The sequence below is a fragment of the Nocardia canadensis genome (assembly GCF_032656385.1).
Lineage (GTDB): Bacteria > Actinomycetota > Actinomycetes > Mycobacteriales > Mycobacteriaceae > Nocardia > Nocardia canadensis.
The window spans coordinates 1209931-1236056 of the sequence record NZ_JAVCWB010000010.1; the positions used below are offsets into that span (position 1 = coordinate 1209931).

Sequence of the window (26126 nt, forward strand, 5' to 3'; positions counted from 1 at the left end):
CGGATTCAGTTCTACTACACAGTGTAGTTTTCAAGGGTGGCCGCCGCAGCCGTTCCGCCGCCACAGGTCGGTGTCGCCGCGCGCGACGTAGGCTCGCTGGTATGGCGTTGTTGCGGGTAGTGGCCGGAATCGCGGCAGCCGCGCTGGTCCTCGGCGTGGCCGAGCTGGTCGCGGTGTTCACCGGTACAGGGAGCGCGCCCGCGTACGCGCTCGGGGCGACCGTCGTCGATCACACCCCGGACGGCCTCCGCGAGTGGGCGATCCAGAGTTTCGGCCGCAACGACAAGGCCGTGCTGTTCGTATGCATGGGCATCGTGGCGGTCCTCGTCGCCGGTCTGGCCGGCTGGTTCGAGCGGGTCACCCGGCCGGTCGGATCGGTCGTGTTCGCCGTGTTCGGCCTGATCGCCGCGGTCATCGGAGCGGGCCGGGTCGGTGGGTTCGGCGGCGCGCTACCCGCCCTGATCGGCACCGCGGCAGGAATTCTCGCGTTGCGCGGGTTGACCCGGCGCATCGATGACGCGTCGACTCCGCCTGGATCGACGGGCGAGGCGGCGGCGGGAGCCGACACCGCGGGCGAGACAGTCGTCGGCGCCGGCGCGACGGCCGGTCCGGCGGCGATCAGGGCCGTCGAGTCGCGCGCGGCGGTGTCCGCCGGGCGGCGGCGGGTGCTCGGCGGGATCGCCGCGACCGGCGTGCTGGCGCTCGGGGCCGGACTCGCGGGACGACTGCTCGGTGGTGCGCGCGGTGACGTGTCGGCGGAGCGGGCCACCGTCGAATTGCCCGGTCCCGCAACGCCGTTGCCGGAGCTGCCCGCCGACGCCGACCTGCGAGTTCCCGGCCTCACGCCGTTTCTCACCCCCGCCGACGAGTTCTACCGCATCGATACCGCGCTGATCGTTCCCCAGGTGTCCACCGCCGACTGGTCACTGCGCATCCACGGCATGGTGGATCGCGAAATCGTGCTCACCTGGGACGATCTCGCGCGCCGGACCCCGGTGGAATACGTGGTGACGCTGGCCTGCGTGTCCAACCCGATCAACGGCGACCTGATCGGCAATGCCCGCTGGCTCGGCTACCGGCTCGACGAACTGCTCGCCGAGGCGGGCCCGCGGCCCGACGCCGATATGGTGCTGTCCCACAGCAAGGACGGCTGGACGGCGGGCAGTCCGCTGGCCGCGCTCACCGACGGCCGCGACGCGCTGCTGGCGATCGGGATGAACGGCGCTGCGCTGCCGATCCAGCACGGCTATCCGGCGCGGCTGGTGGTGCCCGGCCTCTACGGCTACGTCTCGGCCACCAAGTGGGTCACCGAACTGGAGGTGACCCGCTTCGACCAGGCCAGCGCCTACTGGACCCGGCGCGGCTGGTCGGCCCGGGGCCCGATCAAGACCGGCACCAGGATCGACACCCCGCGTGGCCGTGGCCGGATTCCGCAGGGCCGCACCACGATCGCCGGCGTCGCCTGGGCGCAGCATCGCGGCATCACCGGCGTCGAGGTGCAGATCGACAACGGCGACTGGCGGCCCGCCCGGCTCTCGACCGAGGTCTCGATCGACACCTGGCGCCAGTGGGTCTACGACTGGGACGCCACCTCCGGTCAGCACACCATCCGCGCCCGCGCCATCGACGACACCGGGGCGCCGCAGACCGCGGTCCAGCGCGACGTCATCCCGGACGGCGCGACCGGCTATCCCACCCTCACGCTCCAGGTCGCCTGACAGCGAAAGGCCGGTCGCGCCCGCGCGACCGGCCTTTACGCTCCGTTCCTAGAACCGCTGCGCCGCGAATTGTGCCGCGGTGAGGGTCATTCCGTTGACGCTGTAGAGGGTGTGCAGGGCATTGGGCTGGCCGAGCGGGGACCCGTCGCAGATGTTGTCCGCATCGATGCACAGGTCGATGGTCTTGCCCGTGTAGGGCGCGCCGATCACCAGGGCGGGCGCGCCCGCGTCGGCCAGGAACCGATCCGACGGTTTGCCGAACAGCGCGACCGCGGCGACATGCTCGGCCACCTCGGGCGCCAACGGCGCGGGCAGGTAGGACCGGTACTCCGCCGGGACACCCTCGGGCACCCCGGTGCCGGTGGCGAACCCGGCCACCGCCGCACCCTGGGAGTACCCGCCGAGCACGATCCGCGCGGCCGGGCAGTTGGCGGCGACGTACTCGACCCGTCGCTGGGCGTCGTTGATGCCACGCACCACGGTGCGCGCGAAGGCGAGCCGGTCGGCGAAGTCGCTGCTCGCGGGGTAGTCGACCCCGTAGGCGCCGACCGAACGGCCCCCGGAGTTCAGGCGGATCGCTTCGACGAAGGACGCGCCGGTGATCCCGAGCTCGCCACCGGGCTCGGCGGTGCCGCGAGCGAAGACCACCTCGATGTCGGAACACGACGCCGCGGACGCGGAGTGGATGGGCGTTACCAGCGGAATCGCGGCTGCCAGGAGTGCTGCAGACACGAATCGCGAAAGAGAACGTGCTGTCATTCCGGGCAGACTACCCACCCTGGCGGCGCACCAACACCCCTGGTCACCGGCGCGCCGCCGCCGGAAGTCGGCCACGGCCACCGACCGCGCGCTGACCGGCCCGGGTCGGCCGCCGACGCGCCGCGCCGCGGTGGAAAACGAGTGCTGCCCGTCTCGCGCGGGGCGAGACGGGCAGCGGTCGAACGATTCAGGCGCCGGCGTCGGCCTTCGCCAGCTCGGGCTTGGGGGCGGCCCCCGACGCACCGTGGCTGACGAACAGGGCCGAGGCGATCACACCGATGATCAGGATGGCGGCGGGCAACAGCATCGACTGGGCCAGCGAAGTGCTGAACTCGTCGAGGATCTGCGGCGGGAGCGGGCCGGTGGCCGCGCCCTCGCCGACCGGACCGCCACCGCCGAGACCGTTGGCGGTCAGGCGAGCCGCGATCAACGCGCTGATCGCGGCGCTACCGAGCACCGAGCCGACCTGGCGGGTGGTGTTGTAGACACCGGCGCCCGCACCGGCCTGGGTGACCGGCAGGTTGTGCGTGGCCGTGGAGGCCAACGGCGCCCAGATGCAGGCATTGGCCAGACCGGCGACGGCCGCGGCGAGCAGGAACCAGATGATCTGCGAATCCGGCGTCATCAGCGCGGCGAAGGCGAAGGTCGACCCGGCGAACAGGGTGAACCCGATCGTCGGCACCAGTCGCGGCGGCAGCCGGTCGGAGAACTTGCCGACGAACGGCGCGGCGAATCCGGTGACGATCGCCATCGGCGCGAACACCAGCGCCGAGACGGTCGGCGACATCTCGCGCACCGCCTGCAGATAGAAGTACGAGGGCACCATCATCGAGGTGACCGCGGCGCCCATCGCGGCGATGGCCAGGTTCGACAGCGAGAAGTTGCGGTCGCGGAACAGGCTCATCGGCACCAGCGGCTCGCCCCGGTTACGGGCCTGGTTGATCACGAACGCGATCAGCATGAGCACGCCGAACCCGATCAGCAGCCAGATCCGCAGCGACCAGTCCTGCGTGTTGCCCTCCTGGATACCGAAGACCAGCGCCGTCATGCCGATACCGCTGAGCACGACGCCGACGACGTCGAACCGGTGGTCGCTGGTCGGCAGCGCGGGCACCAGCCACACGGCCAGACCGAACGCGATGATGCCGACCGGGACGTTGACGAAGAAGATCCACTCCCAGCCCAGGTTGTCGACGAGCACGCCGCCCAGGATCGGCCCGACCAGCGTCGCGAGCCCGGCGACGCCGCCCCACAGGCCCATCGCGGCACCGCGCTTGTCCGGTGCGAAGGTGCGGGTGATGACGGCCATCGTCTGCGGGGTCATCAGCGCGGCGCCGATGCCCTGCGCGGCGCGCGCGGCGATCAGCATGCCGATGGAACCGGACAGGCCGCACCACAGCGAGGCGCCGGTGAAGATCGCCAGGCCGATCAGGTAGATGTTCTTGGGACCGTACTTGTCACCGAGGCGGCCGGTGACCAGCAGCGGCACCGCGTAGGTGAGCAGGTAGGCACTGGTCACCCAGATGACATTGGAGATATCGGTGCTCAGGTCCGTCATGATCGCCGGGTTGGCGACCGCGACGATCGTCATGTCCAGCAGGATCATGAAGAACCCGACCACCAGCGCGAACAGCGCTAGCCACGGATTACGTTGGGTGGTCATCGAATTCGTTCCTATCGGAAGATGAGCTCGGGATATCAGTCGCGGGCGGCGCCGGCCGCCCACCGGGGTCGTGGCGCGGCGTCGGGGTGATCCCCCGGCGGCCATTCGTGCGGGGACACGGCGTCGTCGGTGCGGCGTTCGCCGGTCTCTGGATCGAATTTCTCCCACTCGACGAGGCCACCGTCGAGGTCGGCGGCGAACCCCTCGATCCAGGTCAGTTCCGCCTGGATGGTCGCCTGGATGTACTCCAGGACGAACCAGTACCGGCGCGGGGTGTCGTGGGCGCGGGCCCAGCCGATCATGGCGTCGACATCGGCCAGCGCCTCGCCCAGATGCCCGGCCCGCTCGCGCAGCAGGGTGACGACCCGCTCGCTCGGCAGGGTGTGCGCCTCGGCGAGCGCGACCCGGAAGATCGGGAACTCCTGCACCGGGGTGCGCAGGAGATCGGTGATGCGTCCGCGCAGCGTGTCGCGGCCGATGTCGGTGATCCGGTAGGTGGTCCGTTCGGGCCGATTGCCCTCGCGCTCGGTGCCTTCGGCGCGCACCAGTTCGTCGGCCGCCAGCCGGGCGACCACGTGATACAGCGAACCCGGACGTACCTTGACCAGCAGGTCTTCCCGCCGAGCCATCAGCACTTGATACATCTCGTAGGGATGCATTGGCCGTTCGTCCAGCAGTGCGAGGACCGCGATGGCCAACGGTGTCATCGCGTTGCGACCCGGCTGCCCCACCGCTCCCACCTCCACTCCCGCGCCTGCGCGCAGGTCCGTGTTCCACACCAAATATTCCAGTAGGAATATACGGAGCGGAACAGAGACTGACAAGCGAACTTTTCAGCACAGTGGTGTCCGACCCGGGCGACCGCGTTGATCCAGAAGTTCATCCAGGAGCGACGAGGTTCCCATCGAGGACGCAACTTTCGGCAGCAAGGTCGACCTCCGGGTCACCCCGGCACGCTGAGGCTCAGCGTTCACCCATCGGAGCGCACGATGTGATCCACCTCTCGAAGGGCATCCAGGGTTCGCAGCATCACAAATTTTGAATTTCCGAATTCCGTTGATGTTGAATCGTCCCGTCTCAGAGAAATTCGATCGAAAGAATTAGGGGGGGACCATGACTCGTCGCCATGCCACCAGAAGGTTCAGCCGAGCGCTCGTCCTGTGCGCGCTGCCGGTGGCGATCGCGGTGACCGGTGCGGATATCGCCTCGGCGGCTCCGGTCGCACCGGTGGTCTCGAGCGCCGAACGCGCTACGAGCTACGACGGGCACGCCATCACGTTCGTCGACGATCGGACGATGACGATCGACGGCCACACCGTCACCGTCGACGACCAGCACGTGGTCCGGGTCGATGACCGCCAGGTCTCGTTCCGGCCCGTCGCGACTCCGGCCGAAGCGCTCATGTCCATCGACGCGCCGCTCGCCGATCCCGGCAAGGTGGGCACCGGAGCGCTGGTCGGCGCCGGAGTCGGTGCCGCGGCGGCCGGTATTCCCGCCGCGATCGTCGGCGCCGTGCCCGGCGCTGTCGTCGGCGGTGTCATCGGTGCCGGAGCCGGATTCCTGATCGGCATCGGCACCGTCGCCGCGGGTGTGCTCATCAGCTCGATGGTCGGCTGTGTCACCACCGGCTGCCTCATCGACGTGCCGATCTTCCTCGCCGGCCTGGCCGCGGAGGCGGTGATCGCGGCGCCGTCCATCGCCGTCGGCGCCGCCCTGGGGGTGGCGGTCGGCGCCGCCATCGGGGCGGGCATCGCCGGTTTGCCGGCTGCCGGAATCGGCGGCCTCGTCGGCGCGGGCATCGGCGCGGCCGCGGTGACGTTGAATCCCCAGCTGGTGCCCTGACCTCGCGCGGGTGTTCTCGTCGACCACCGGATAGCTGGGAGTCAGGGCACCCCGACGCGCTGTTGCTCGGTTCGGGGGTGCCGGTTCGGCGTGGTTGAATACTGCGGATTCGGAAGGCATCCGGGGGATGCGGGGGAGGAAATATCGTGCGGTACTGGGTTTTTGCTGTCCTGACGGGGATCGCGCTGGTGGTCAGCGGGTGTTCGGTGATCGAGCAGGCGACGAATTCCGTCGAGCAGGGCGAGTGCGTGCGGCAGGACGGGGAGGACTTCACCGAGGTGGGGTGTGCCGCGCCCGAGGCGAGCTTCGTGGTGTTGAAGAAGCTCGGGAGCGGGGAGTACTCGTGCAAGAACGTCGCCGGGGTGACCTACACGTACTACGAGGACTCGACGCAGATCTGCCTGGGAGACAAGGGCGCCGACCCCGCGCAGGCGGTCAATGCCGCGCAGCAGGGCGACTGTGTCACCGAGTCCTCGGACCGGGCACGCAAGCTGCCGTGCACCGACCCGGCGGCGGTGTACAAGGTGCTCGACCGCCAGGAGGGCGGCCTGGCGAACTTCGCCTGCGACAGCGTGACCGGCACCGAGGTGACCTACACCTGGGAGCTGAAAACGGTCGGCACCAGCACGATGCCCAAGCTCGGCCCCGACCTGATCTTCTGCCTGGCGCACAAGGAGGTCGACACCACGCGTTCGCTGGAGAACGCCGAAGCCGGTGACTGCCTGCGCCCGACCACGATCACCCCGAACCTCGAGATCGCCGACTGCGGCGGCCATGACGCGAAGTACCGCATCCTGAAGGTCGCCGCGAGCTCCGCCCAGTGCGCCAACGTCGCGGGCGCGACCTCGTCGTTCACCTACACCCCCGGTGGCATCCCGATCCCCCGCGTCTTCTGCGTGGCCGACCTCTAGGGGCCCGCGCTGCCCCGACGCCGGGTGCTGCGGCCGGGGTCGACCAACAGAACCGACGGGTGACAGTGGCTAGCTAGAGACCGTGGGCGTCGAGCCAGGCGCGGGCGGCGATGGCCGGGTCGGTGCCCGTCCGAACCTGGCGGACGAGGTCGGTGATCCCCTCGGTGGTCAGTTCGCCCGCCACGTAGTTGAGTTTCTTCAGCTGGACGCGGTCGAAGTGGCCGGAGCGGTAGAGAGCCAGGATGTTCTGGGCCCGCAGGGCGTATTTCGGGTCGTCCAGGACGACCAGACCCGCCGCGGCGTCGGCGGGCGGGCCGTTGACGATGCCCACCTGGATCTCGCCGTCGCGCAGGGCTTTTCCGAGCGCTTGCGGGTCCGGGTAGTGCCTGGTCGTGGCGAAGGCGCAGTCGGCGATCGTGGCGGGGGCCGGGGTGGTGCGGGGGAAACCGGGAAGTTCGGTGTAACCGGCGGTGAGGTCGGCGCAGCGCGGGGTCAGGGCAGCCAGCGTGCGGACGGTGTCGCGGGCGGCGAACTCCTCGGTGACCAGGAGGCGGGAGCGCAGGTCGGTGCCGTCGGCGGCGTCGGAGGCCGACAGGCCCTGCGGGAGCGCGGCGTTGACGGCGGCCACGACGTCCTCGGGGGTGCGGGCGGGGGCGGCCGGGTTCCAGCGGTCGAGCAGCGCGCCGTCGCGGGCGGGCAGGACCGCGATCCGGCCCGCGTCGAGGTCGGCTTGCGGATTCGCCGAGTCGCGGACGACGGCGGTCGGGGTGCCGGTGCGGGCCAGCGCCTGGGCATAGATCTGGGCGAGCACCAACGATTCCGCCGAGGAATCCGCACCCACCGCGACCACGTTCCGCGGCTCGTCGGCCCCACACGAAACGGTGGTGAAAGCCCAGGTGGTGACCAGTAGCGCAGCCAGCTTCCGGCGCACCGCTCCCGACACCATCCGGCGACACCAACTTCCTGTATTTGCGGTCAACCCACGCAATTCGGCGCGACGCGGGCAGTATGAACTACCAGAATGTACCTGCGGCCCCCGGGTCGCATGCACAGCGCACTGCCCGCCTTTGCCGGAAGGACACCAGTGAAAACCGCGTTCGCCTCCTCTTCGCACGGACAACGTCGACCGGCACGCCGCCTCGCGGTTCGGGCGGGCCGGGTGCTGGCAGCCGCAGTCGCGCTGGCCGCCGCCATGATCGTCTCCGCCTGCGGCAACTCCGACCCACTGGCCGCCAAGGGCGATTGCGCCAGCGACGCGCTGATCATCGGTTCGGCCAATTTCCCCGAGTCCGAGACCGTCGCCAACATCTACACCGAGGTCCTGCGGATCAACGGTTTCAAGGTCGACACCAAGTTCAACATCGGCAGCCGCGAGGCCTACATCCCCGCCTTACGCCAGTGCGCGATCTCGCTGATCCCGGAATACACCGGCAACCTGCTGCAGTATCTGGACAAGAATGCCACCGCCACCTCCGCGGCCGACGTTAACGCGGCCCTGACCACAGCGCTGGGCAGCGACCTGGCCATCGCGACGCCGGCCCCGGGGCAGGATTCCGATGCCGTGGTCGTCACCCGCGCGACCGCCGATCGGTGGAACCTGCAGAGCATCGCCGACCTCGCGCCGCATTCGGCCGAGGTGAAATTCGGCGCGCCCGCCGAATTCGCGCAGCGCCCCGGCGGGCTGCCCGGTCTGAAGAAGAACTACGGGCTCGACATCAGCGACGCGAATTTCGTGCCGATCGCCGACGGCGGCGGTCCGGCGACGGTGCGCGCGCTGGTCGACGGCCAGGTCACCGCAGCCGATATCTTCACCACCTCGCCGGCCATCGCCCAGAACAACCTGGTCGTGCTGGCCGATCCGAAGAGCAACTTCGCGGCCCAGAATGTGGTGCCGCTGTTCAACGCCGCCAAGAAGACCGACAAGGCGGTGGCCGTACTCGATGCCGTATCGGCGAAACTCACCACCACCGAACTGATCTCGCTCAACACCGCCGTCTCGGGCGATGCCAAGATCGAACCGAAGGCCGCCGCGCTCGCCTGGATCACCGCGCAGGGACTCAACTCCCCGATCGGCTAGGCGCGCGCCCACTAGGAGAATCCGTTGTCCGACATCGAATTCCGCGGTATCGACAAAACCTATCCGGACGGGACGCAGGCGGTTCGCGACCTGAATCTGCGGATCGAATCGGGCTCGTTCACCGTCTTCGTCGGTCCGTCCGGCTGCGGCAAGACGACCTCGATGCGGATGATCAACCGGATGGTGACGCCGAGCGCGGGCGCCATCAGTATCGACGGCCGCGACATCGCCACGGTCGATCCGGTGAAGCTGCGCCTCGGCATCGGCTACGTGATCCAGAGCGGTGGCCTGCTGCCCAACCGCAAGGTGATCGACAATGTGGCGACCGTGCCGATGCTGCTCGGCGCCTCCCGCAAGTCCGCGCGGGCCGCGGCGCTGGACGTCCTCGACCGGGTCGGCCTGGATCGCGCGCTGGCCGACCGGTATCCGGCCCAGCTCTCCGGTGGTCAGCAGCAGCGCGTTGGGGTGGCGCGGGCGCTGGCGGCCGACCCGCCGGTACTGCTGATGGACGAGCCGTTCAGCGCCGTCGACCCGGTGGTGCGGGCGGAACTGCAAGTCGAGATGCAGCGGTTGCAGGCCGAACTGCACAAGACGATCGTGTTCGTCACCCACGACATCGACGAGGCGATCACCCTCGGCGACAAGATCGCGGTGTTCGGGCGCGGCGGGGTGCTGCAGCAGTTCGACGCGCCCGAGCGGGTCCTGGCCCAGCCCGCCACCGACTTCGTCGCCGGGTTCGTCGGACGTGATCGCGGCTATCGCGCGTTGTCGTTCCGCACCGCCGAGGCCGTGACGCTGGCGCCGATCCGGACCGTCGAGGCCGACGGGGTCGCCGGGTTGCGGCTGGCGCGCGGCGAGTGGGCGCTGGTGGTCGACGCCGACGGCAAGCCGGGCGGCTGGGTGGACGTGACCGGCGCGGAAGCGGTCCGCGCCGGAAAACCGTTGGCCGCCAGCGTGTCCGCGGGCGGCTCGCTGTTCACACCGGACGGTGACCTGCGCCAGGCGCTGGACGCGGCGATCTCCTCGCCCTCGGGCATCGGGGTGGCCGTCGACGACGCCGGCGCGGTCCGCGGCGGCCTGCTGGCCACCGATGTGCTCACCCAGCTCGCCGAGCAGCGCGGCTTCGAGGACGCCGAACGGAACCGGGAGTTCTTCGACCAGGACGTCTCGTGAGGTACCTGATCGACAACTTCGCCGAGGTCATGGCGATCACCCGCACCCATCTGGTGCTCGCGCTGGTGCCGCTGCTGCTCGGCCTGCTCATCGCGATCCCGGTCGGCGCGCTGATCCGGGGCACCGGCTGGGCCAGGAAGATCACCACGACGGTGTCGAGCCTGGCCTACACGATTCCCTCGCTGGCGCTGTTCGTGATCATTCCGCCGCTGGTCGGTATCTCGGCCATCGATCCGCTCAATGTGATCATCGCGCTCACCGTGTACTCCACGGCGCTGCTGCTGATCGCGGTGCCGACCGCGCTGGACACGGTGCCCGCCGCCGTGCTCGACGCCGCCGACGCGATCGGGTTCGGCCGGCTGCGCCGGACCCTCACCGTCGACATGCCGCTGGCGCTGCCGGTATTCGTCTCCACGCTGCGCGTCGTGGTGGTCACCAATATCGCGATGGTGTCGGTGGGCGCGCTGATCGGGGTGGGCGGGCTCGGCAAGCTGTTCACCCAGGGCTACCAGCGCGACTATCCGGATCAGATCGTGGCGGGCATCATCGTCACGCTGGTGCTGGCGCTGGTCTTCGACCGGCTGGTGTTCCTGCTCGGCAAGCTCGCGACCCCGTGGACCCGCGCCGACACGCGCGTCGACCGGACAGGGGCACGCGCGTGAATCTGTTCGTCGACGCCTGGCAGTACCTGACCGACGGCGCCAACTGGGGCGGGTCGGCCGGGATCGACACCCGTCTGCTGCAACATCTCTGGTACAGCTTCCTCGCGGTCGCGCTGTCGGCGGTGATCGCGGTGCCGCTGGGTCTGGTCATCGGGCACACCCGGCGGGGCAGCGCGCTACTGGTCGGCTTCGCCAACGCCATGCGGGCGCTGCCGACGCTGGGCCTGCTCACCTTCCTGGTGCTGCTGCTCGGGCTCGGGCTGATCCCGCCGCTGCTGGCGCTGATCACCGTCGGTATCCCGCCGCTGCTGGCGGGCGCCTACGCGGGCATCGCGAACGTGCCCGCCGATGTCGTCGACGCCTCGCGCGCGATGGGGATGACCGAGCGCCAGATCCTGTTCCGGGCCGAACTGCCCAACGCGCTGCCGGTGCTCCTGGGCGGATTGCGGGCCGCGACCCTGCAGGTCGTCGCCACCGCGACCATCGCCGCCTACGTCAACCTGGGCGGGCTCGGCCGCTACATCTTCGACGGGATCGGTCTCTATCGCTACGACCTGGTCCTGGTCGGGGCGCTGCTGGTGGCGGTGCTCGCGCTGGTGCTCGACGCACTGTTGGCCGCGGTGGTCTGGGCCAGCGCGCCGGGCAGCGGGCGACTCGCGCGCGGGACGATCGTCGGCACCGACGTCTCGCCGGTCACGGAGTAGTTCGGCCGATCGGTGCGGGTCCGCCTGCTCGGCGAGGCCGCACCGCCGCGGTGCCGCAGCGGTGATCAGTCGTCGCCGAGCAGTGCCCGCAGGTGCGGATCGGCCGCCAGCACCTGCTGCATCCGGGCGCGCTCCTGGACCCGCTGGGCTCGCGACTGGATCCACTCCTGCACCGCCGTCACCACGGCCGCGTTCATCGACAGTCCATCGGCATCGGCGGCCGCGGCGAGCTGGGCGTGCACCTCGTCGGGGAGCTGCACGGAGATGGTGGTCATCTCCCGATGATCCCAGACAACGCGAGAGCGCCCCGTTCCGGGGAACGGGGCGCTCTCGGTCGATATCGCTGCGGATACTAGGCGACGCCCTCGGCGCGCGCGGCCTCGGCCACGGCCTCGGCGACGGCCGGAGCCACGCGCGGGTCCAGCGGGCTGGGGATGATCCGGTCGACGGCCAGCTCGTCGGCGACGACACCGAAGATGGCGTCGGCGGCGGCGACCTTCATGCCCTCGGTGATCCGGCGGGCACCGGCGTCGAGCGCGCCCTTGAACACGCCGGGGAAGGCGAGCACGTTGTTGATCTGGTTCGGGAAGTCGCTGCGGCCCGTCGCCACGATCGCGGCGTACTTGGCGGCCACCTCGGGGTGGATCTCCGGGTCCGGGTTCGACATGGCGAACACGATCGACTCCGGCGCCATCGAGGCGATGAGCTCCTCGGGGATCGTGCCCGCGGACAGACCGAGGAACACGTCGGCGCCGGCGAGGGCCTCCGCGGCGCCACCGGTCAGGCCGCGCGGGTTGCTGCGGGCGGCCAGCTCGGCCTTGACGCCGTTGAGGCCGTCGCGACCGGTGCTGACGATGCCCTTGGAGTCGAGCACGACCACATCGGGCACACCGGCGGCGAGCAGGATGTTGGCGCAGGCCACACCGGCCGCACCGGCACCGGACACCACGACCTTCAGCGCCGACATGTCGCGGCCCTGCTGCGCGGCCGCGCCCTTGAGGGCGGCCAGCACCACGATGGCGGTGCCGTGCTGGTCGTCGTGCATGACCGGGCAGTCCAGCGCCTCGATGACCCGCTGCTCGATCTCGAAGCAACGCGGCGCCGAGATGTCCTCGAGGTTGACCGCGCCGAAGCTCGGGCGCAGGTGGATCAGCGTCTGGACGATCTCGTCCGGATCGGTGGTGTCGAGCACCAGCGGGATCGAGTTCAGGCCGGCGAACTTCTTGAACAGCGCGGCCTTGCCCTCCATCACGGGCAGCGAAGCGCGCGGGCCGATGTCGCCGAGGCCGAGCACGGCGGTGCCGTCGCTGACCACGACCACGAGGCGGTCGGTCCAGGTGTAGGTCTTGGTGAGCGCCGCGTCCTCCGCGATCGCCCGGCTGACCTGGGCGACGCCGGGGGTGTAGGCGATCGACAGATCACGCTGGGTCTCGAGCGGGGAGCTGAGCTCGACCGACAGCTTGCCGCCGAGGTGACCCGCGAAGATCTCGTCGTGGGTGATGGCAGCGAGGCTCGCTGCGTCATCGGCCTTGGGCGCCGCGGTGGCATTCGGTGCGTCAGTCACAGGTGACACGATTTCACTCCTGCTCGAGTCGGACTCAACCGGGGGACGGTTACCGCCGGGTATATCGGGATTACGGAATTGCATGACGCTCATAGGGTGCGCAGCCAGGGCGAATGCCGGAGAAAACCGGACGCGTGGCGCGGCACTGATCCGCCGAGCGGAGCCGGACGGGTGGTCCGGTCGGACAAACGGGTCGACCCTCGGCCGCGACGGTGCGTCGCGGGGCGGAAGGCCGCCATGGTTCCCGAACCCGGCGGTGGCAAGGGAAGGGAATCCGCAACATTCTGCCAGCACGGCCGACCAGTTGCCAAACCGGTTCCGTGTGTCACCCGGCCGCGCGTCATGGATCGAGGGTAGCCGCGCCGAATTGCCATGGCGTTAGAGAAAACTCGCAGCTGAAGGGGAACATGCGGTGAACAATCACACCGCGGCGGGACGGCCCGCGGTGAGCTGACCGTCGAGCGGATCGTCCGCGACGGCCCGGCGGACCCACACCTCGTCCAGCCCACCACAGCGCAATCGCGACTGCCACTCCGGCACCGCCAGCGGGTGGTCGATGCGGCGGTGGATGCCGCGGCTCTCGGTCCGCACCAGCGCGCTGTACCCGGCCCAGCGCGCGACGGCGAGCAACGCCGCCGCCTGCCTGGCCCGCACCCGTTCGGCGCCGATGCCGCCCAGTTCGAACTGCGCGCCCGGCCACATGATGTCCAGCTCGGCGATGCTGTCGGCCAGGCTACCCGCACTGCGCCGGTAGCTGCGCCGCAGCGGCAGGGTGTGCTCCTGGACCAGTCCGATCACCGAGCGCGGATCGATGTGGGCGTGCAGGCCGAGACCGGCGCCCTCGACCGGACGCGCGCTGGTCGCCCGTTCGTTGGCCACCGCGAAGGCGGCGGCGCCCTCCCCCGCCCAGGTTCCCGAGGCCAGCGCCCACGCGCCGCTCAGACCACCGGTCGCGCCCGCGGCACCCGTCACGACCTCGCGTCCGGCGACGGCGCCTGCGGCGTACAGCCCGCGCACGGTGGTCGCGCAGTCCGGTCCGGTCAGGGCCACCCCGCCCGCGCCGAGGACGGTGCCCTCGAGGACCGCGCGCACCGGCACCCGGCCCGTCGCGTCGACCGCGCCGTGCCTGCTCAGCCAGTGCCGGACGGTGTCGGGCACCTCGTGCAGCGCCGCGAAGACCCGCCTGCCGTCGGCGAGCGCGGCCAGGGCCGCCGTGTGCCTGCCGGGGAGTTCGGCGCCCGCTTCGTCGTAGAGCGCGGCGAAACGCACCGAGAGTCCGGGGGCGACAGCCGGATTCGGATGCACTCGCGACAGCACCGGCGCCAACCCGTAGGCGCTGGAGAATTCCATCCCGGACAGCTCGGCGCCGGCCTCGGCCGCCATCAGCAGGCCCTCGCCGGTGTTCACCTCGGTCCCGGCGCCGCCGGACAGGAACGCGCAGCCACCGGTGGCCACCACCACCGCGCCCGCCCGGATGGTCCACGGCCGGAACCGGTTGTGCCGCTGGATGCCCGCGGCACCGACCACCGTGCCCGCCGGATCGACGAGCAGTTGCAGCGCCGGATGGTGATCGAGGATGCGCACGCCCGCCTCGAGCGCGCCCCGGCGCAGCCTGCGCAGGTAGCTCGCGCCGTCGAGGTGCACCACCGGCGGATCGACACCCGCGGTGTCGGGCACCCGGTTCCTGGTGCCGGACCAGACCCGCAGGCGGCGGTGGGTCTCGTCGGCGACCCGGTGCAGCCAGTCGGCGTCACCCAGGCCACCGCCGCGGACCAGCGCCGTGTCCACCACGTCGGCACGGCTGTGACCAGGAGCGACGTCCCAGATCATGGTGCTGCCGTAGACCGAGGGCCCACTCGACCCGCACCTGCTCTTGTCGACGAGGACGACCCTGGCCCCCGCGGTTGCGGCCGAGACGGCGGCCCAGAGCCCGGCGGGTCCACCGCCCAGGATCAGAACATCCGTCTCGATGTTGCTCACAAAGAGAAATATTCGGGGACAGTTCACCCGGGCGCAACCATTACGCGCTCGTCAACTCCACCATTGTGTCCAAAGCAGTACACCGGTCGTGATCATCACGACCGCCGAGGCGGTGAACGCGGCGACGCCCCGGCTCCGATCGGCGTAGAGCTGGGCGGCCACGACGACCACCGCCGCGAGCACATGCCAGGTCAGCGATTCGGCGCCCGGCCCGGGGAAGTCCCGGCGCGAACCCATCACCGCGGCCCCGATCACCACGCACAGCAACGCGACCACTCCGCCCGCGACCAGGCCGCTGAACCCGCGCACCAGCGTCACGGGGCGATCACCGGCACCCCGCTCGCCTTGCCGATCAGCGCCTCGAACTGTTCGGGATCGGTCCGGCAGGCGCCGATCTCGATGGTCTTGTTGCTGCCGTGGTAGTCCGACGACCCCGTGCGCAGCAGGCCGAGTTCGGCCGAGAGGTCGGTCAGGACCGCGCGATCGGCGGCGCTGTGGTCCGGGTGGTCGATCTCGAGACCGCCCAGGCCGAGGGCGGCCAGGTCGCGGATCTCGTCGAGGGCGAGCAGCCTGCCGCGCTTGCGCGCCCGCACGTGGGCCAGCACGCTGACCCCGCCCGCGGCCGCGATCAGTCCGACCGCGCGGGTCAGCGGGGTGTCGGCCTTCTCGGCGTAGTACGGGCCGTGCGGGGCCAGCAGTTCCTGGAACGCGGCGTCGACGCTCTCGACCACCCCGGCCTCGACCAGCGCCCGCGCCAGATGCGGACGACCGGCCGCCGGGCCCGCGCCGGCCAGCACCGCGTCGGGATCGATGGGCAGCCCGTCGGCGACCATCTTGTCGGCCATCGCGCGCACCCGGGCCACCCGCTCGGCGCGCAGGCGTTCGCGTTCCTCGGCGAAGCCGGCGTCGGCGGGATCGAACAGGTAGGCCAGCAGATGCACCGGGACGGGCCAGCCGTCCTCGCCCATCCCCTGGCACGACATCTCCATGCCGCGTACCAGCGTCAGCCCCGGCGGGCGCGCCGCCTCGGCCTCGGCCCAGCCCGCGGTGGTGTCGTGATCGGTGATCGCGACGACGTCGAGGCCGGCCGCGGCGGCGTTGCGCACCAGCTCGGCCGGGCTGTCGGTGCCGTCGGACGCCGTCGAATGGGTATGCAGATCAATGCGCACACCCTCAGTCTTACAGTGCCGTCTCGACCGGCGCGCGGTCCTCCACCGAGACAGCGCTGGCCGTAGCATCCACCTCGTGCCTTCGCTACCGCAGATGCCGTCGTTCCGTGGGCCGAGCCGGGCCGGTCCGGCGCGGCCGCGGATTCCCGTGCCGACCGCGCGGGCCATCGTCGACTGCGGGGTCTACGTCGACGGGAAACGGCTACCGGGTCACTTCACGCCACAGCAGGCGCTGGCCGAGGCGAGCAAGACCGAGACCGGATTCGTCTGGCTCGGGCTGCACGACCCCGACGAGGGACAGATGAACGAGGTCGCCGCGATCTTCGGCCTGCACCCGCTGGCGGTGGAGGACGCGGTGCAGGGCAGGCAGCGTCCCAAGCTCGAGCGCTACGACAACACGCTGTTCCTGGTGCTGCGCACCGTCAGCTATGTCGAGCACGACATCCACGCGATCAGCGAGATCGTCGAGACCGGCGACATCATGGTCTTCACCGGACCGCATTTCGCGATCACCGTGCGCCACGGCGAGCACACCGGGCTGGCCGGGGTGCGCCACGACCTGGAGGGCAAGCCCGACCAGCTGCGGCTGGGCCCGTGCTCGGTGCTGCACACCGTCGCCGACCACGTCGTCGATTCCTATGTCGACGTCTCGGAATCGGTCGAGTCCGACATCGACGAGATGGAGGAGGCCGTGTTCACCCCCGCCTCCAAGATCGGCATCGGGTCGATCTACCAGCTCAAGCGCGAAGTGGTCGAATTGCGCAGGGCCGTCTCACCGTTGGGGCAGCCGCTGCAGATGCTCGTGCACAGCCAGGACATTCCGGTGCCCAAGGAGATCCGCCGCTATCTGCGCGACGTCGCCGACCACCACACCACCGTCACCGAGCACATCACCTACTTCGACGAATCGCTGAGCGGCCTGGTCAACGCGGCGCTGGCCAAGATCAGCGTCCAGCAGAACACCGACATGCGCAAGATCGCCGCCTACGCCGCCATGGCCGCCGTGCCCACCATGATCGCCGGCGTCTACGGCATGAACTTCGACTACATGTGGGAACTGCACCAGCCGTGGGGCTATCCGGCGGTGCTGATCATCATGGTCGTCGTCTGCGGGGTGCTGTTCCGCAGTTTCCGCCGCAGCAAGTGGATCTAGAGGTTCACCGCACCGCGCGCGGGGTCGCGGATGTCGATGCCCGCTTCGGCCCACGCGTCGCGCAGGGCCTGGGCGCCGCGGACGCGGACCCAGGCGGCTTCGGTCGCGGTGATCGGGGTGACGCTGAGATACCGCACCGGCTCGGCGGGTTCGGGCAGGGCGATCTCGGTGATGTCGCTCTCGCCGAGCAGGACCGCGGTGAAGGTGGCGTTGTGCCACAGCGGTTCACCCAGGTCGAGCAGCGCGTCCGCCTGGAGCACAACGCCTTCCACCGACGGGGTTGCGACGAGCACGCCCAGCGAGCGCGCGACGCCCGCCTGCGGGCCCGCGCTCAGCAGCAGAGTCAGCACCAGTTCGGCGCGCGGGCCGCGGACGGGGTCGGCCAGCAGATCGGCGGGATCGCCCATCGGATGGCGTGATCCGCCCAGCGTCGCGTAGTGCACCGCGTCGTCGCCGGGGATGCGCAGGATCTCGATCGGTTCCAGGCCGAGGAAGGTCACCGAGGCCGAGTCGACCCGGGCGCGCTCCACGCCGTAGTGGTCCAGCACCGCGGTGCGGACCGTGTCCACCACATCCATTGCGTCACAGGGCCAATCGGGCCAGCATGTCGCGGGCGCGCTCGGCGGTCTTCGGGTCGCACAGCACGTCGTAGCGGCCGGCCACCAGCTGCATGGTCGAGGCGAAATCGCGCTGGCCCTTGGTGGCCGCGTACGGGATCGAGGTGGTGATCACGCCGAACACGATGCCGCCCAGCAGGCCGACGACCAGCGGGCCGAGGGCGCCGCCGGTGGTGGTGAACAGACTCAGCAGCAGGCCGAGGAACAGGCCCAGCCACGCGCCCGAGACCACGCCGCCGCCGATGACCTTGCCCCAGGTCAGCCGGTACAGCACCCGCTCGACCTGCATGAGGTCGACGCCGACGATGGTCACGTCCTGCACCGGGAACTGTCCGTCGGCCAGGTAATCGACCGCGCGCTGTGCCTCGGCGTAGGTCGGATACGAGCCGACCGGCCAGCCCGACGGCGGCGTCGGCAACGCCTGCCGTCCGCGATTCGGGTTGCCCAAGGGATTCGTCATAGTCCCATTCTGCTAGTTCTGGACCGGCTGTGGCGGAGTGAAACGCGTTGTGCGCGTCATTCCCGCAGCTCGCCCCTTCTCCGCTATGACCTGCGCCATCTTCGCGCTGGCTTCGTCGATCATCTCATCTCCCAGCATGACGGCGCCACGAGCGCCGCCGGCGTCGGAGGTGTGGAAGGCGTAGGCCTCCAGGATCAGCTCGGCGCGGTCGTAGTCGCCCTGGCGCGGGCTGAAGATCTCGTTGCAGGCGTCGATCTGATCGGGGTGCAGCACCCACTTGCCGTCGAAGCCGAGCGCGGCGGTGCGTCCGGCCGCCCGGCGGAATCCGTCGACATCGCGGACCTGCAGGTAGGGACCGTCGATCGCCTGCAGGCCGTGCGCGCGGGCGGCGAGCAGGATGGTCATCAGGATGTGGTGGTAGGCGTCGCCGACGTCGTAACCCACCGGCTGCTCGCCCACCACCAGCGTGCGCATATTGATACTGGCCATGAAATCGGCCGGGCCGAACACCAGCGCCTGCACCCGTGGGCTGGCCGTGGCGATCGCGTCGATATTGCGCAGGCCGAGCGCGTTCTCGAGCTGCGGTTCGATCCCGATCCGGCCGACCTCGAGCCCGCTCGCCTTCTCCAGCTGGGTGAGCAGCAGGTCCAGCGCGTGAACCTGGCCCGCGTCGGTCACCTTGGGCAGCAGGATCGCGTCGATCGCCGCGCCCGCGCCCTCGACGACGCTGATCACGTCGGCGTAGGTCCACTCGGTCGACCAGTCGTTGACCCGGACCACCCGCAGCTGCGCGCCCCAGCCCGGTTCGTTGAGCGCGGCGACGATATTCGCCCTGGCCGCGGTCTTGGCGCCGGGCGCGACGGCGTCCTCGAGGTCGAGGAAGACCTCGTCCACCGGCAGGCCCTTGGCCTTGGCGATCATCTTCGGATTGCTGCCGGGTACGGCCAATACTGAGCGGCGGGGCTTCATGGGCCCTCCTCCTTCGTTCGTCACACCGGCCGTGGCGTGTGGTGACCGGCCGTTGTGGACCGCCTAGCCTGAGGGTCATGGCAACCACCAGGGTGTACGTCGCCCGGCTCGCCGGCCTGACGGTGCTGGGTCCGGACGGGGAGTCTATCGGCCGGGTCCGCGATGTCGTCGTGGCCGTGCGGCACGGACGGCAACAACCACGGGTGCACGGCCTGGTCGTCGAATTGGTCACCCGGCGGCGGATTTTCGTGCCGATGCTGCGCGTCACCGCGATCGAACCGGGCATCGTCACCCTCAACACCGGCACCGTCAGCCTGCGGCGATTCGCCCAGCGGCCCGGCGAGATGCTGGCGCTGGCCCAGATCGTGGACTCGCAGGTGCGGGTGAACGATCCCGGACTGCCGGATCTGGACGGCGTCGACGTCCATGTGGCCGACCTGGGCATCGAGCAGACCAGGACCAGGGATTGGGTGATCGGCCGGGTCGCGGTGCGCGGGCACCGGCGGATCGGGCGCAGGCGCACCGTGCACGTGGTGGACTGGTCGCAGGTCGAGGGCCTGACCCCGGCCGAGGTCGGCAGACCGGGCCAGGACGTCACGACGCTGCTCGAACAGTTCGAGGGGTTGCGCGCGGCCGACGTCGCGCACCGCCTGCGGGAGCTGCCGGAGAAACGCCGGGTCGAGGTGGCGATCGCCCTGGACGACGAACGCCTCGCCGATGTCGTCCAGGAACTGCCCGACGACGATCAGGTCGACCTGCTCGGCCACCTCGAGGTGCGCCGCGCGGCCGACGTGCTCGAGGCGATGGACCCCGACGACGCCGCCGACCTGCTGGGCGAGCTGCCCGAGAGCGAAGCCGAATCCCTGCTGGCCCTGATGGACCCGGAGGAATCCGAGCCGGTCCGCAGGCTGCTGGCGCACTCCCCCGATACCGCGGGCGGTCTGATGACGCCCAAACCGGTCGTGCTCAGCCCGTCGACCACCGTCGCCGAGGCGCTGGCCCGGGTCCGTGACCCCGACCTGACCCCGGCGCTGGCCTCGATGGTCTTCGTCGTTCGCCCACCCACGGCGACCCCCACCGGCCGCTACCTGGGCTGCGTGCACATCCAGCAGTTGCTGCGGGAACCGCCGGCGCACCTGGTCGGCGGAATCGTCGACACCGACCTGATGCCGCTGGCGCCGGAACTGCCGCTCTCGGCGGTGACCCGGTACTTCGCCACCTACAACCTGGTCAGCGGCCCGGTCGTCGACGCGGAGAATCATCTGCTCGGTGCGGTGACCGTCGACGACGTCCTCGATCACCTGCTGCCCGAGGACTGGCGCGAAGAAGAAGAGCAGACGTTCGCCCATGCCGAAAGGGTCCCGCGTGAGTGAGAAGAACCCGGCCCGTCAGCGGCTGGAAACCCCGGTCGGCTCCCGGTTCACCCTCGACTGGGACTCCGAGGCGTTCGCGCGCAGCAGTGAGCGCGTGGCACGGTTCCTCGGGACCGGGCGATACCTGGCGATCCAGACGATCATCGTCATCGTCTGGATCGTGCTCAATGTGTTCGTGGTCGCGCTGCGCTGGGACCCGTACCCGTTCATCCTGCTCAATCTGGCCTTCTCCACGCAGGCCGCCTACGCGGCGCCGCTGATCCTGCTGGCGCAGAACCGCCAGGACAACCGGGACAAGGTCTCGCTCGAGGAGGACCGCAGCCGGGCCGCGCAGACCAAGGCAGACACCGAGTTCCTCGCCCGCGAGCTGGCCGCGCTGCGGCTGGCCGTCGGCGATGTCGCCACCCGCGACTACCTGCGCCGCGAGCTCGAGGAGATCAAGGACGTGCTCGACCGCATCGACGCGGTCACCACGCCCGACGGCGCGCCGAAGCCGGAGAAGAAGCGAAAAGCCGTCCGCAAGAAAACCTCCGGTCAAACGCCCTCTGCTGCCCCGGTTTCGCCAGGTGGTTCAGACGAGTAACCGGAAATGCTCTACAACTTCCTGACCGGTAGGTAACCTGGATCACGTTGTTCCGGGCGGGCCGGAGGGGGACTCTGCGGTGCCGCTGCTTCGACGTAAAGGGTTGGTGTGGCCGTGCGAATCTCTGCTCCGATAACGATGTCGGCCCTTGTCGTCGCTGGACTCGTCGCCTCCGGGTCGGCCGTGCAGACCGCGACGCCGAGCACCGCCCCCACCGCGCCCGAGGCTCTGCTCGCCGCGACCGCGAGCACCACCGAGGACACCCCGGAGACCGATCCGTCCGAGATCGTCGGGCTGCTGCCGATCGCGCAGGAGGCGCCGCGCAAGCTGCGCGCGCTGTCCCCGTCCGCGAACAGTCTGGCCCCCTTCGCCGGGACGGTTCCGTTGCAGAGCATCTCGCTGCCCACCGGCAGTGGCGCGCTCGGCATCCCCGAGATCGTGCTCGCCGCCTACCGCAACGCGGAGCTGGCGCTCGAGACCGCTCAGCCCGGCTGCGGGCTCACCTGGAACCTGCTGGCCGGCATCGGCCGCATCGAGTCCGGGCACGCCAGCAGCGGCCGCACCGACGCCGCGGGCACCTCGACCACGCCGATCTTCGGCCCCGCGCTCGACGGCACCCTGCCGGGCAACGAAATCATCAAGGAAGCCGACGGCGGGTTCGTGCGGGCCGTCGGCCCGATGCAGTTCCTGCCGAGCACCTGGGCGCTCTACGCCGCCGACGGCAACGGCGACGGCACCGCCGACCCGCACAATGTCTTCGACGCCGCGCTGGCCGCGGGCAAGTACCTGTGCTCGGGCGGGCTGAACCTGCGCGACGCCTCGCAGGAACTGCGCGCGGTGCTGCGCTACAACAACTCGATGTCCTACGCGGCCAATGTGCTCAGCTGGTCGGCGGCCTACCGCACCGGTGGCGCGCCGAGCTCGGTCGCCATCTCCCCCGACATCGTGCCGCCGGGCAGCGCGCCGATGGTCTCGCCGAATGTGCTGGCCGCCTCGACCGACGCGCCGGTCACCGCGGCGCCGCCGTCGACGACCAACCAGCTGCCGCCGAACACGCCGAAGGTGACCACGCCAACCCAGGTGATGATCACCCTGCCCGGCCTGCCGCCGATCCCCTGCGGCATCTTCTGCCCGGCTCCGGTCGCACCGGCTCCCGAGGTGTGTGTGAGCGATCCGGCGCCGGCCCAGATGCCGAACCCGCTCGAGCCGGCCAAGCCCGTCGAGCAGACCTTCGGCGCTGCGGCGCCGAAGGATCCGGCGCAACCCGAGCAGACCGACCCCGCGCAGCAGGCGGCCGAGCAGCAGGCCACGGCGCCGGTGTGCACCCCGGCCCAGACCGCCGAGCCCGCGCCCGCCGAGTCGAAGGCCCCCGCCCCGGAGAAGACGCCGGAGCCCGGCATCGAGCCGACCGAGGCGCCCGCGCCCGTCGAGCAGGCGCCGGCGGCGCCCACGCCGCCGCCGGGGATCACGTTGCCGTTCAACATCGTCATCCCGCTGCCGCCCGGTCCGGCGGTCCCCTAGAAATCAAACCGAAATACAGGTCACGGAGGGGTAACAAAAAGGTCTCGGGTGCGGTAATCTCTTCTCATCCAACACGGTTGAGGAGGGCACCACACAGTGGGTCGTCATCGGAAACAGCCTGCTACGACGGTTCGACGTAGCTCGCTCATCGCACTGACCGGATTGGTCCCCGCCGGACTCGTGGCCGTTACCGCCGCCGCGACCGACGCGACCATCGCCAGCAACGCCGCTGTCGAGCACGACCTGCCCGGCGCCGACGCCGAGGCCGCGCCGGAGCTCGTGGCCGCACCGCAGGCCGATATCACCGAGGTCGCCCACGCCGAGGCGCGCCAGTCGCCCTCGGCCGCGCCGGTCGTGAAAACCGTTGCGCTGCCGGATGATCGCGCGGCCGCCGATCTCCCGGCCGGCCCGCTGGGCATCCCGGGCATCGCGGTCGCCGCCTACCAGAGCGCCGAACAGCAACTGGCCGTGGAGAATCCGACCTGCGGGATGTCCTGGTCGCTGCTGGCCGGCATCGGCCGGGTGGAGTCCACCCACGCGTACGGCAAGGCCGACGCGGACGGCAACCCGATCAAGGCCGTCTACGGTCCGGTCCTGGACGGCAGCCTGTACGGCAACAACGTCATCCACGACAGCGACGGCGGTGAACTCGACGGCCTCGGCGGCTACGACCGCGCCATCGGCCCCATGCAGTTCCTGCCCGAGACCTGGCACCGCTACGCCGCCGACGGCAACGCCGACGGCATCGCCGACCCGCAGAACCTGTTCGACGCCGCCCTCACCGCGGGCCGCTACCTCTGCGACGGCGGCCTCAACATGCGCGACCTCTCCCAGCAGTCCAAGGCGATCCTGCGCTACAACAACTCCATGGCCTACGTGGCCAACGTCATGGCCTGGTCGACCTCCTACTCCAGCGGCCTCGCTCCCAAGCCCTCCGACCTCCCCCGCATCTGACCTGAGAGGACATGGCCCCGCCGAGGGCGCTCGAATGAGCAGCAGCATAAAATCGGGCATATGCCAGTGATTACGGAAGCGGATGTGCGGGCCGCGCTCGCGAAGGTCGACGACCCGGAGATCCGCAAGCCGATCACCGAGTTGGGCATGGTCAAGAGCATCGCCATCGCCGACAGCGGTGACGTGCACGTCGAGGTGTATCTGACGACGTCGGGCTGCCCGCTGCGGACCGAGATCGTCCAGCGGGTGACCAAGGCCGTCGCCGATGTACCCGGCGCCGGTGCGGTGACCGTGGATCTCGACGTGATGAGCGACGAGCAGCGCACCGAGCTGCGCAAGTCGCTGCGCGGCGACTCGGCCGAACCGGTGATCCCGTTCGCCCAGCCCGGATCGCTGACCCGCGTCTACGCCGTCGCTTCCGGCAAGGGCGGCGTCGGCAAGTCCAGCGTCACCGCCAACCTGGCCGTCGCGCTGGCCCAGCGCGGCCTGTCGGTCGGCGTGCTCGACGCCGACATCTACGGCCACTCGATCCCGCGCATGCTCGGCACCGACGCCCGTCCGACCCAGGTCGAGCGGATGATCATGCCGCCGATGGCCTACGACGTGAAGATGATCTCGATCGCGCAGTTCACCCAGGGCAACACGCCCGTGGTGTGGCGCGGTCCGATGCTGCACCGCGCGCTGCAGCAGTTCCTCGCCGACGTGTTCTGGGGCGACCTGGACGTGCTGCTGCTCGACCTGCCGCCCGGCACCGGCGACGTCGCGATCTCCATCGCGCAGCTGATCCCCAGCGCCGAGATCCTGGTCGTCACCACCCCACAGATCGCCGCCGCCGAGGTGGCCGAGCGCGCGGGCGCGATCGCCCTGCAGACCCGTCAGCGGATCGCCGGCGTGGTGGAGAACATGTCCTGGCTGGACCTGCCCGACGGCACCCGGATGGAGCTCTACGGCTCCGGCGGCGGCCAGGTCGTGGCCGATCGGCTGACCCGCGCGGTCGGCTCGACGGTGCCGCTGCTCGGCCAGATCCCGATCGAGCAGGCCCTGCGCGAGGGCGGCGACGCCGGTACCCCGATCGTCCTCGGCGACCCGGACAACCCGGCCGCCAAGGCCCTGCGCGAGGTCGCCGACAAGCTGGCCGTCCGCAAGCGCGGCCTGGCGGGCATGTCACTGGGCATCGATACGACCCGGCACCTCTGAGCCTGGGGTTGTCGGTGGGGGTGCTTAGGCTGTCTGCATGCTGACGCTGCTGCTCTATGTGCTGATCGTCGGACTGGTCGCGGCCATGTTGTTCCTCGTGGCGAGCGCGGTGTTCGGCCGGTCCGAGGAACTCGGGCCGCTGCCCGAGGGCACGACGGCCACGGTGCTGCCCGCCCACGGCGTCACCGGCGCCGACGTGCGCGCGTTGCGGTTCCAGCAGGTCGTGCGCGGCTACAAGGCCGGCGAGGTCGACTGGGCGCTGGGCAGGCTGGCCGAGCGGATCGACGAACTCGAACTCGAGCTGGCGCAGGTGCGGCAGTGGCAGGCGCAGGTCGCCGCGGGCCAGGACCGCCCGTGACCGAGCTCGCCGACGACGGGTACGAGCGCTGCCCCTGGTCGACCGGCTCGGCGCTGTATCGCGACTACCACGACACCGAGTGGGGCAAGCCCCTGCACGGCGACGACGCACTGTTCGAACGGCTGTGCCTCGAGGCCTTCCAGTCCGGCCTGGCCTGGATCACCATCTTGCGGAAGCGGCCCGCGTTCCGCGCGGCGTTCGCCGACTTCGAGATCGCGAAGGTCGCCGAGTTCGGCGACGCCGACCGCGAGCGACTGCTGGCCGACGCGGGCATCGTCCGCAACCGCGCCAAGATCGACGCGGTGATCGCCAACGCTCGGGTTGCTCGGGACCTGCCGGTGGGCTTGGACGAGCTGCTGTGGTCCTTCGCCCCCGCGCCACGCCCGCGGCCGGCGACGATCGCGGATGTGCCCGCCACCACACCCGAATCCATTGCTCTGGCAAAGGAATTGAAGCGCCGAGGCTTCGTCTTCGTCGGCCCGACGACGGCGTATGCCCTCATGCAGGCGACCGGGATGGTCGACGATCACCTGGAGGTTTGCTGGGTGCGCCAGGCCGCGAACGGAACCGACTCGCGAGTCACATTTCGTACTCAGGTGTCCGTCCGAGACGGCAATAGGGAAGAATAGGACCGGTGTGGCCCGCCGAACACCCGGCGAGCCCGCTGGTTGGCGACAACCGGCAGACGAGAATCAGTGCGCAGACAGACCGCGCAGATC

Annotated in this window: 27 protein-coding genes; 15 read left to right on the forward strand and 12 right to left on the reverse strand. The window is 70.4% G+C overall.

All coding sequences use genetic code 11. The annotated features are described in order from the left end of the window. Positions 1–101 precede the first annotated feature (101 nt). Positions 102–1718, forward strand: coding sequence for a molybdopterin-dependent oxidoreductase (locus tag Q7X29_RS28840; RefSeq protein WP_316575937.1), 1617 nt, complete (start codon positions 102–104; stop codon positions 1716–1718). 48 nt (positions 1719–1766) lie between these two features. On the opposite strand, the gene Q7X29_RS28845 is transcribed toward Q7X29_RS28840, so the two are convergent. The 3 genes from Q7X29_RS28845 to Q7X29_RS28855 form a co-directional block, all read right to left on the reverse strand. Then, positions 1767–2477, reverse strand: a complete 711-nt coding sequence (locus Q7X29_RS28845) for a cutinase family protein (protein ID WP_394358746.1) — start codon at positions 2475–2477, stop codon at positions 1767–1769. 187 nt (positions 2478–2664) lie between these two features. Beyond that, complete coding sequence (locus Q7X29_RS28850; RefSeq protein WP_218719919.1) at positions 2665–4140, reverse strand: DHA2 family efflux MFS transporter permease subunit; 1476 nt, start codon at positions 4138–4140, stop codon at positions 2665–2667. Positions 4141–4175: 35 nt separating this feature from the next. Next, a complete protein-coding gene (locus Q7X29_RS28855; protein WP_308248573.1) occupies positions 4176–4871 on the reverse strand; it encodes a PadR family transcriptional regulator in 696 nt (231 codons plus the stop codon). Positions 4872–5253: 382 nt separating this feature from the next. Here Q7X29_RS28855 and Q7X29_RS28860 point away from each other — a divergent pair, with 382 nt between their 5' ends. Together Q7X29_RS28860 and Q7X29_RS28865 are read left to right on the forward strand one after the other, a co-directional pair. Next, positions 5254–5982 carry a hypothetical protein gene (locus tag Q7X29_RS28860; RefSeq protein WP_255588196.1) on the forward strand — a complete coding sequence of 243 codons (729 nt, stop codon included), beginning with the start codon at positions 5254–5256 and terminating at the stop codon, positions 5980–5982. Between the two features lie 146 nt (positions 5983–6128). Next, on the forward strand, positions 6129–6893 hold the full coding sequence (locus Q7X29_RS28865) for an LppU/SCO3897 family protein (RefSeq protein WP_316575939.1): 765 nt from the start codon (positions 6129–6131) through the stop codon (positions 6891–6893). A gap of 73 nt (positions 6894–6966) precedes the next feature. Here the strand turns inward: Q7X29_RS28865 and Q7X29_RS28870 are convergent, their stop codons facing one another. Continuing rightward, positions 6967–7839, reverse strand: coding sequence for a glycine betaine ABC transporter substrate-binding protein (locus Q7X29_RS28870; RefSeq protein ID WP_316575940.1), 873 nt, complete (start codon positions 7837–7839; stop codon positions 6967–6969). A 246-nt stretch (positions 7840–8085) separates the two neighbouring features. Here Q7X29_RS28870 and Q7X29_RS28875 point away from each other — a divergent pair, with 246 nt between their 5' ends. From Q7X29_RS28875 to Q7X29_RS28890, 4 genes are read left to right on the forward strand one after another with little or no spacing between them, the layout of a single operon-like run. After that, positions 8086–8970, forward strand: a complete 885-nt coding sequence (locus Q7X29_RS28875) for an ABC transporter substrate-binding protein (protein ID WP_255588235.1) — start codon at positions 8086–8088, stop codon at positions 8968–8970. Between the two features lie 24 nt (positions 8971–8994). Continuing rightward, positions 8995–10143, forward strand: a complete 1149-nt coding sequence (locus Q7X29_RS28880; RefSeq protein ID WP_316575941.1) for an ABC transporter ATP-binding protein — start codon at positions 8995–8997, stop codon at positions 10141–10143. Next, positions 10140–10805 (forward strand): ABC transporter permease, encoded by a 666-nt coding sequence (locus Q7X29_RS28885; RefSeq protein ID WP_308248572.1) that lies wholly within the window; start codon positions 10140–10142, stop codon positions 10803–10805. Before Q7X29_RS28880 ends, Q7X29_RS28885 begins: the two co-directional genes overlap by 4 nt. After that, on the forward strand, positions 10802–11509 hold the full coding sequence (locus tag Q7X29_RS28890; RefSeq protein ID WP_316575942.1) for an ABC transporter permease: 708 nt from the start codon (positions 10802–10804) through the stop codon (positions 11507–11509). Before Q7X29_RS28885 ends, Q7X29_RS28890 begins: the two co-directional genes overlap by 4 nt. Positions 11510–11574: 65 nt before the next feature. On the opposite strand, the gene Q7X29_RS28895 is transcribed toward Q7X29_RS28890, so the two are convergent. The 5 genes from Q7X29_RS28895 to Q7X29_RS28915 all read right to left on the reverse strand — a co-directional run bounded on the left by Q7X29_RS28895 (position 11575) and on the right by Q7X29_RS28915 (position 16222). Then, positions 11575–11784 carry a toxin-antitoxin system HicB family antitoxin gene (locus Q7X29_RS28895; RefSeq protein WP_218719913.1) on the reverse strand — a complete coding sequence of 70 codons (210 nt, stop codon included), beginning with the start codon at positions 11782–11784 and terminating at the stop codon, positions 11575–11577. Between the two features lie 77 nt (positions 11785–11861). Beyond that, complete coding sequence (locus tag Q7X29_RS28900; protein ID WP_374104894.1) at positions 11862–13082, reverse strand: NAD(P)-dependent malic enzyme; 1221 nt, start codon at positions 13080–13082, stop codon at positions 11862–11864. Between the two features lie 411 nt (positions 13083–13493). Continuing rightward, the gene (locus Q7X29_RS28905) at positions 13494–15053 is read right to left on the reverse strand and encodes an FAD-dependent oxidoreductase (protein WP_218719912.1); all 1560 of its coding nucleotides are present in this window, start codon (positions 15051–15053) and stop codon (positions 13494–13496) included. 51 nt (positions 15054–15104) lie between these two features. Next, entirely contained in the window at positions 15105–15371 is a 267-nt protein-coding gene (locus Q7X29_RS28910) for a hypothetical protein (protein ID WP_218719911.1), read from the reverse strand. Then, positions 15368–16222 (reverse strand): PHP domain-containing protein, encoded by an 855-nt coding sequence (locus Q7X29_RS28915; RefSeq protein WP_218719910.1) that lies wholly within the window; start codon positions 16220–16222, stop codon positions 15368–15370. Before Q7X29_RS28915 ends, Q7X29_RS28910 begins: the two co-directional genes overlap by 4 nt. A 94-nt stretch (positions 16223–16316) precedes the next feature. Between Q7X29_RS28915 and Q7X29_RS28920 the strand changes: the two genes are divergently transcribed. Continuing rightward, on the forward strand, positions 16317–17375 hold the full coding sequence (locus Q7X29_RS28920; protein ID WP_218719965.1) for a magnesium and cobalt transport protein CorA: 1059 nt from the start codon (positions 16317–16319) through the stop codon (positions 17373–17375). Here Q7X29_RS28920 and Q7X29_RS28925 read toward each other — a convergent pair. Genes Q7X29_RS28925 through Q7X29_RS28935 form a run of 3 tightly spaced genes read right to left on the reverse strand, consistent with a single transcriptional unit; the run spans position 17372 to position 19421 of the window. After that, the gene (locus Q7X29_RS28925) at positions 17372–17953 is read right to left on the reverse strand and encodes a suppressor of fused domain protein (protein WP_218719909.1); all 582 of its coding nucleotides are present in this window, start codon (positions 17951–17953) and stop codon (positions 17372–17374) included. The genes Q7X29_RS28920 and Q7X29_RS28925 overlap by 4 nt on opposite strands. A gap of 4 nt (positions 17954–17957) precedes the next feature. Further along, positions 17958–18452: a general stress protein gene (locus Q7X29_RS28930; RefSeq protein WP_019048869.1), complete on the reverse strand. Its 495-nt coding sequence runs from the start codon at positions 18450–18452 to the stop codon at positions 17958–17960. Between the two features lie 12 nt (positions 18453–18464). Continuing rightward, positions 18465–19421 (reverse strand): HpcH/HpaI aldolase/citrate lyase family protein, encoded by a 957-nt coding sequence (locus Q7X29_RS28935; protein ID WP_218719908.1) that lies wholly within the window; start codon positions 19419–19421, stop codon positions 18465–18467. Between the two features lie 77 nt (positions 19422–19498). On the opposite strand from Q7X29_RS28935, the gene Q7X29_RS28940 reads away from it, so the two are divergent. From Q7X29_RS28940 to Q7X29_RS28970, 7 genes are all read left to right on the forward strand, one after another. Then, on the forward strand, positions 19499–20794 hold the full coding sequence (locus Q7X29_RS28940) for a magnesium transporter MgtE N-terminal domain-containing protein (RefSeq protein ID WP_218719907.1): 1296 nt from the start codon (positions 19499–19501) through the stop codon (positions 20792–20794). Then, positions 20769–21377, forward strand: a complete 609-nt coding sequence (locus Q7X29_RS28945; protein ID WP_218719906.1) for a DUF1003 domain-containing protein — start codon at positions 20769–20771, stop codon at positions 21375–21377. Before Q7X29_RS28940 ends, Q7X29_RS28945 begins: the two co-directional genes overlap by 26 nt. 138 nt (positions 21378–21515) lie before the next feature. Beyond that, the gene (locus tag Q7X29_RS28950; protein WP_218719905.1) at positions 21516–22898 is read left to right on the forward strand and encodes a lytic murein transglycosylase; all 1383 of its coding nucleotides are present in this window, start codon (positions 21516–21518) and stop codon (positions 22896–22898) included. A gap of 96 nt (positions 22899–22994) precedes the next feature. Beyond that, positions 22995–23852 carry a lytic transglycosylase domain-containing protein gene (locus tag Q7X29_RS28955; RefSeq protein WP_316575943.1) on the forward strand — a complete coding sequence of 286 codons (858 nt, stop codon included), beginning with the start codon at positions 22995–22997 and terminating at the stop codon, positions 23850–23852. A gap of 60 nt (positions 23853–23912) precedes the next feature. Beyond that, the gene (locus Q7X29_RS28960; protein WP_218719903.1) at positions 23913–25049 is read left to right on the forward strand and encodes an Mrp/NBP35 family ATP-binding protein; all 1137 of its coding nucleotides are present in this window, start codon (positions 23913–23915) and stop codon (positions 25047–25049) included. 37 nt (positions 25050–25086) lie between these two features. Then, positions 25087–25407 carry a DivIVA domain-containing protein gene (locus Q7X29_RS28965; protein ID WP_218719902.1) on the forward strand — a complete coding sequence of 107 codons (321 nt, stop codon included), beginning with the start codon at positions 25087–25089 and terminating at the stop codon, positions 25405–25407. After that, the gene (locus Q7X29_RS28970; protein WP_218719901.1) at positions 25404–26036 is read left to right on the forward strand and encodes a DNA-3-methyladenine glycosylase I; all 633 of its coding nucleotides are present in this window, start codon (positions 25404–25406) and stop codon (positions 26034–26036) included. The genes Q7X29_RS28965 and Q7X29_RS28970 overlap by 4 nt, the downstream gene beginning before the upstream one ends. Positions 26037–26126 lie beyond the last annotated feature (90 nt).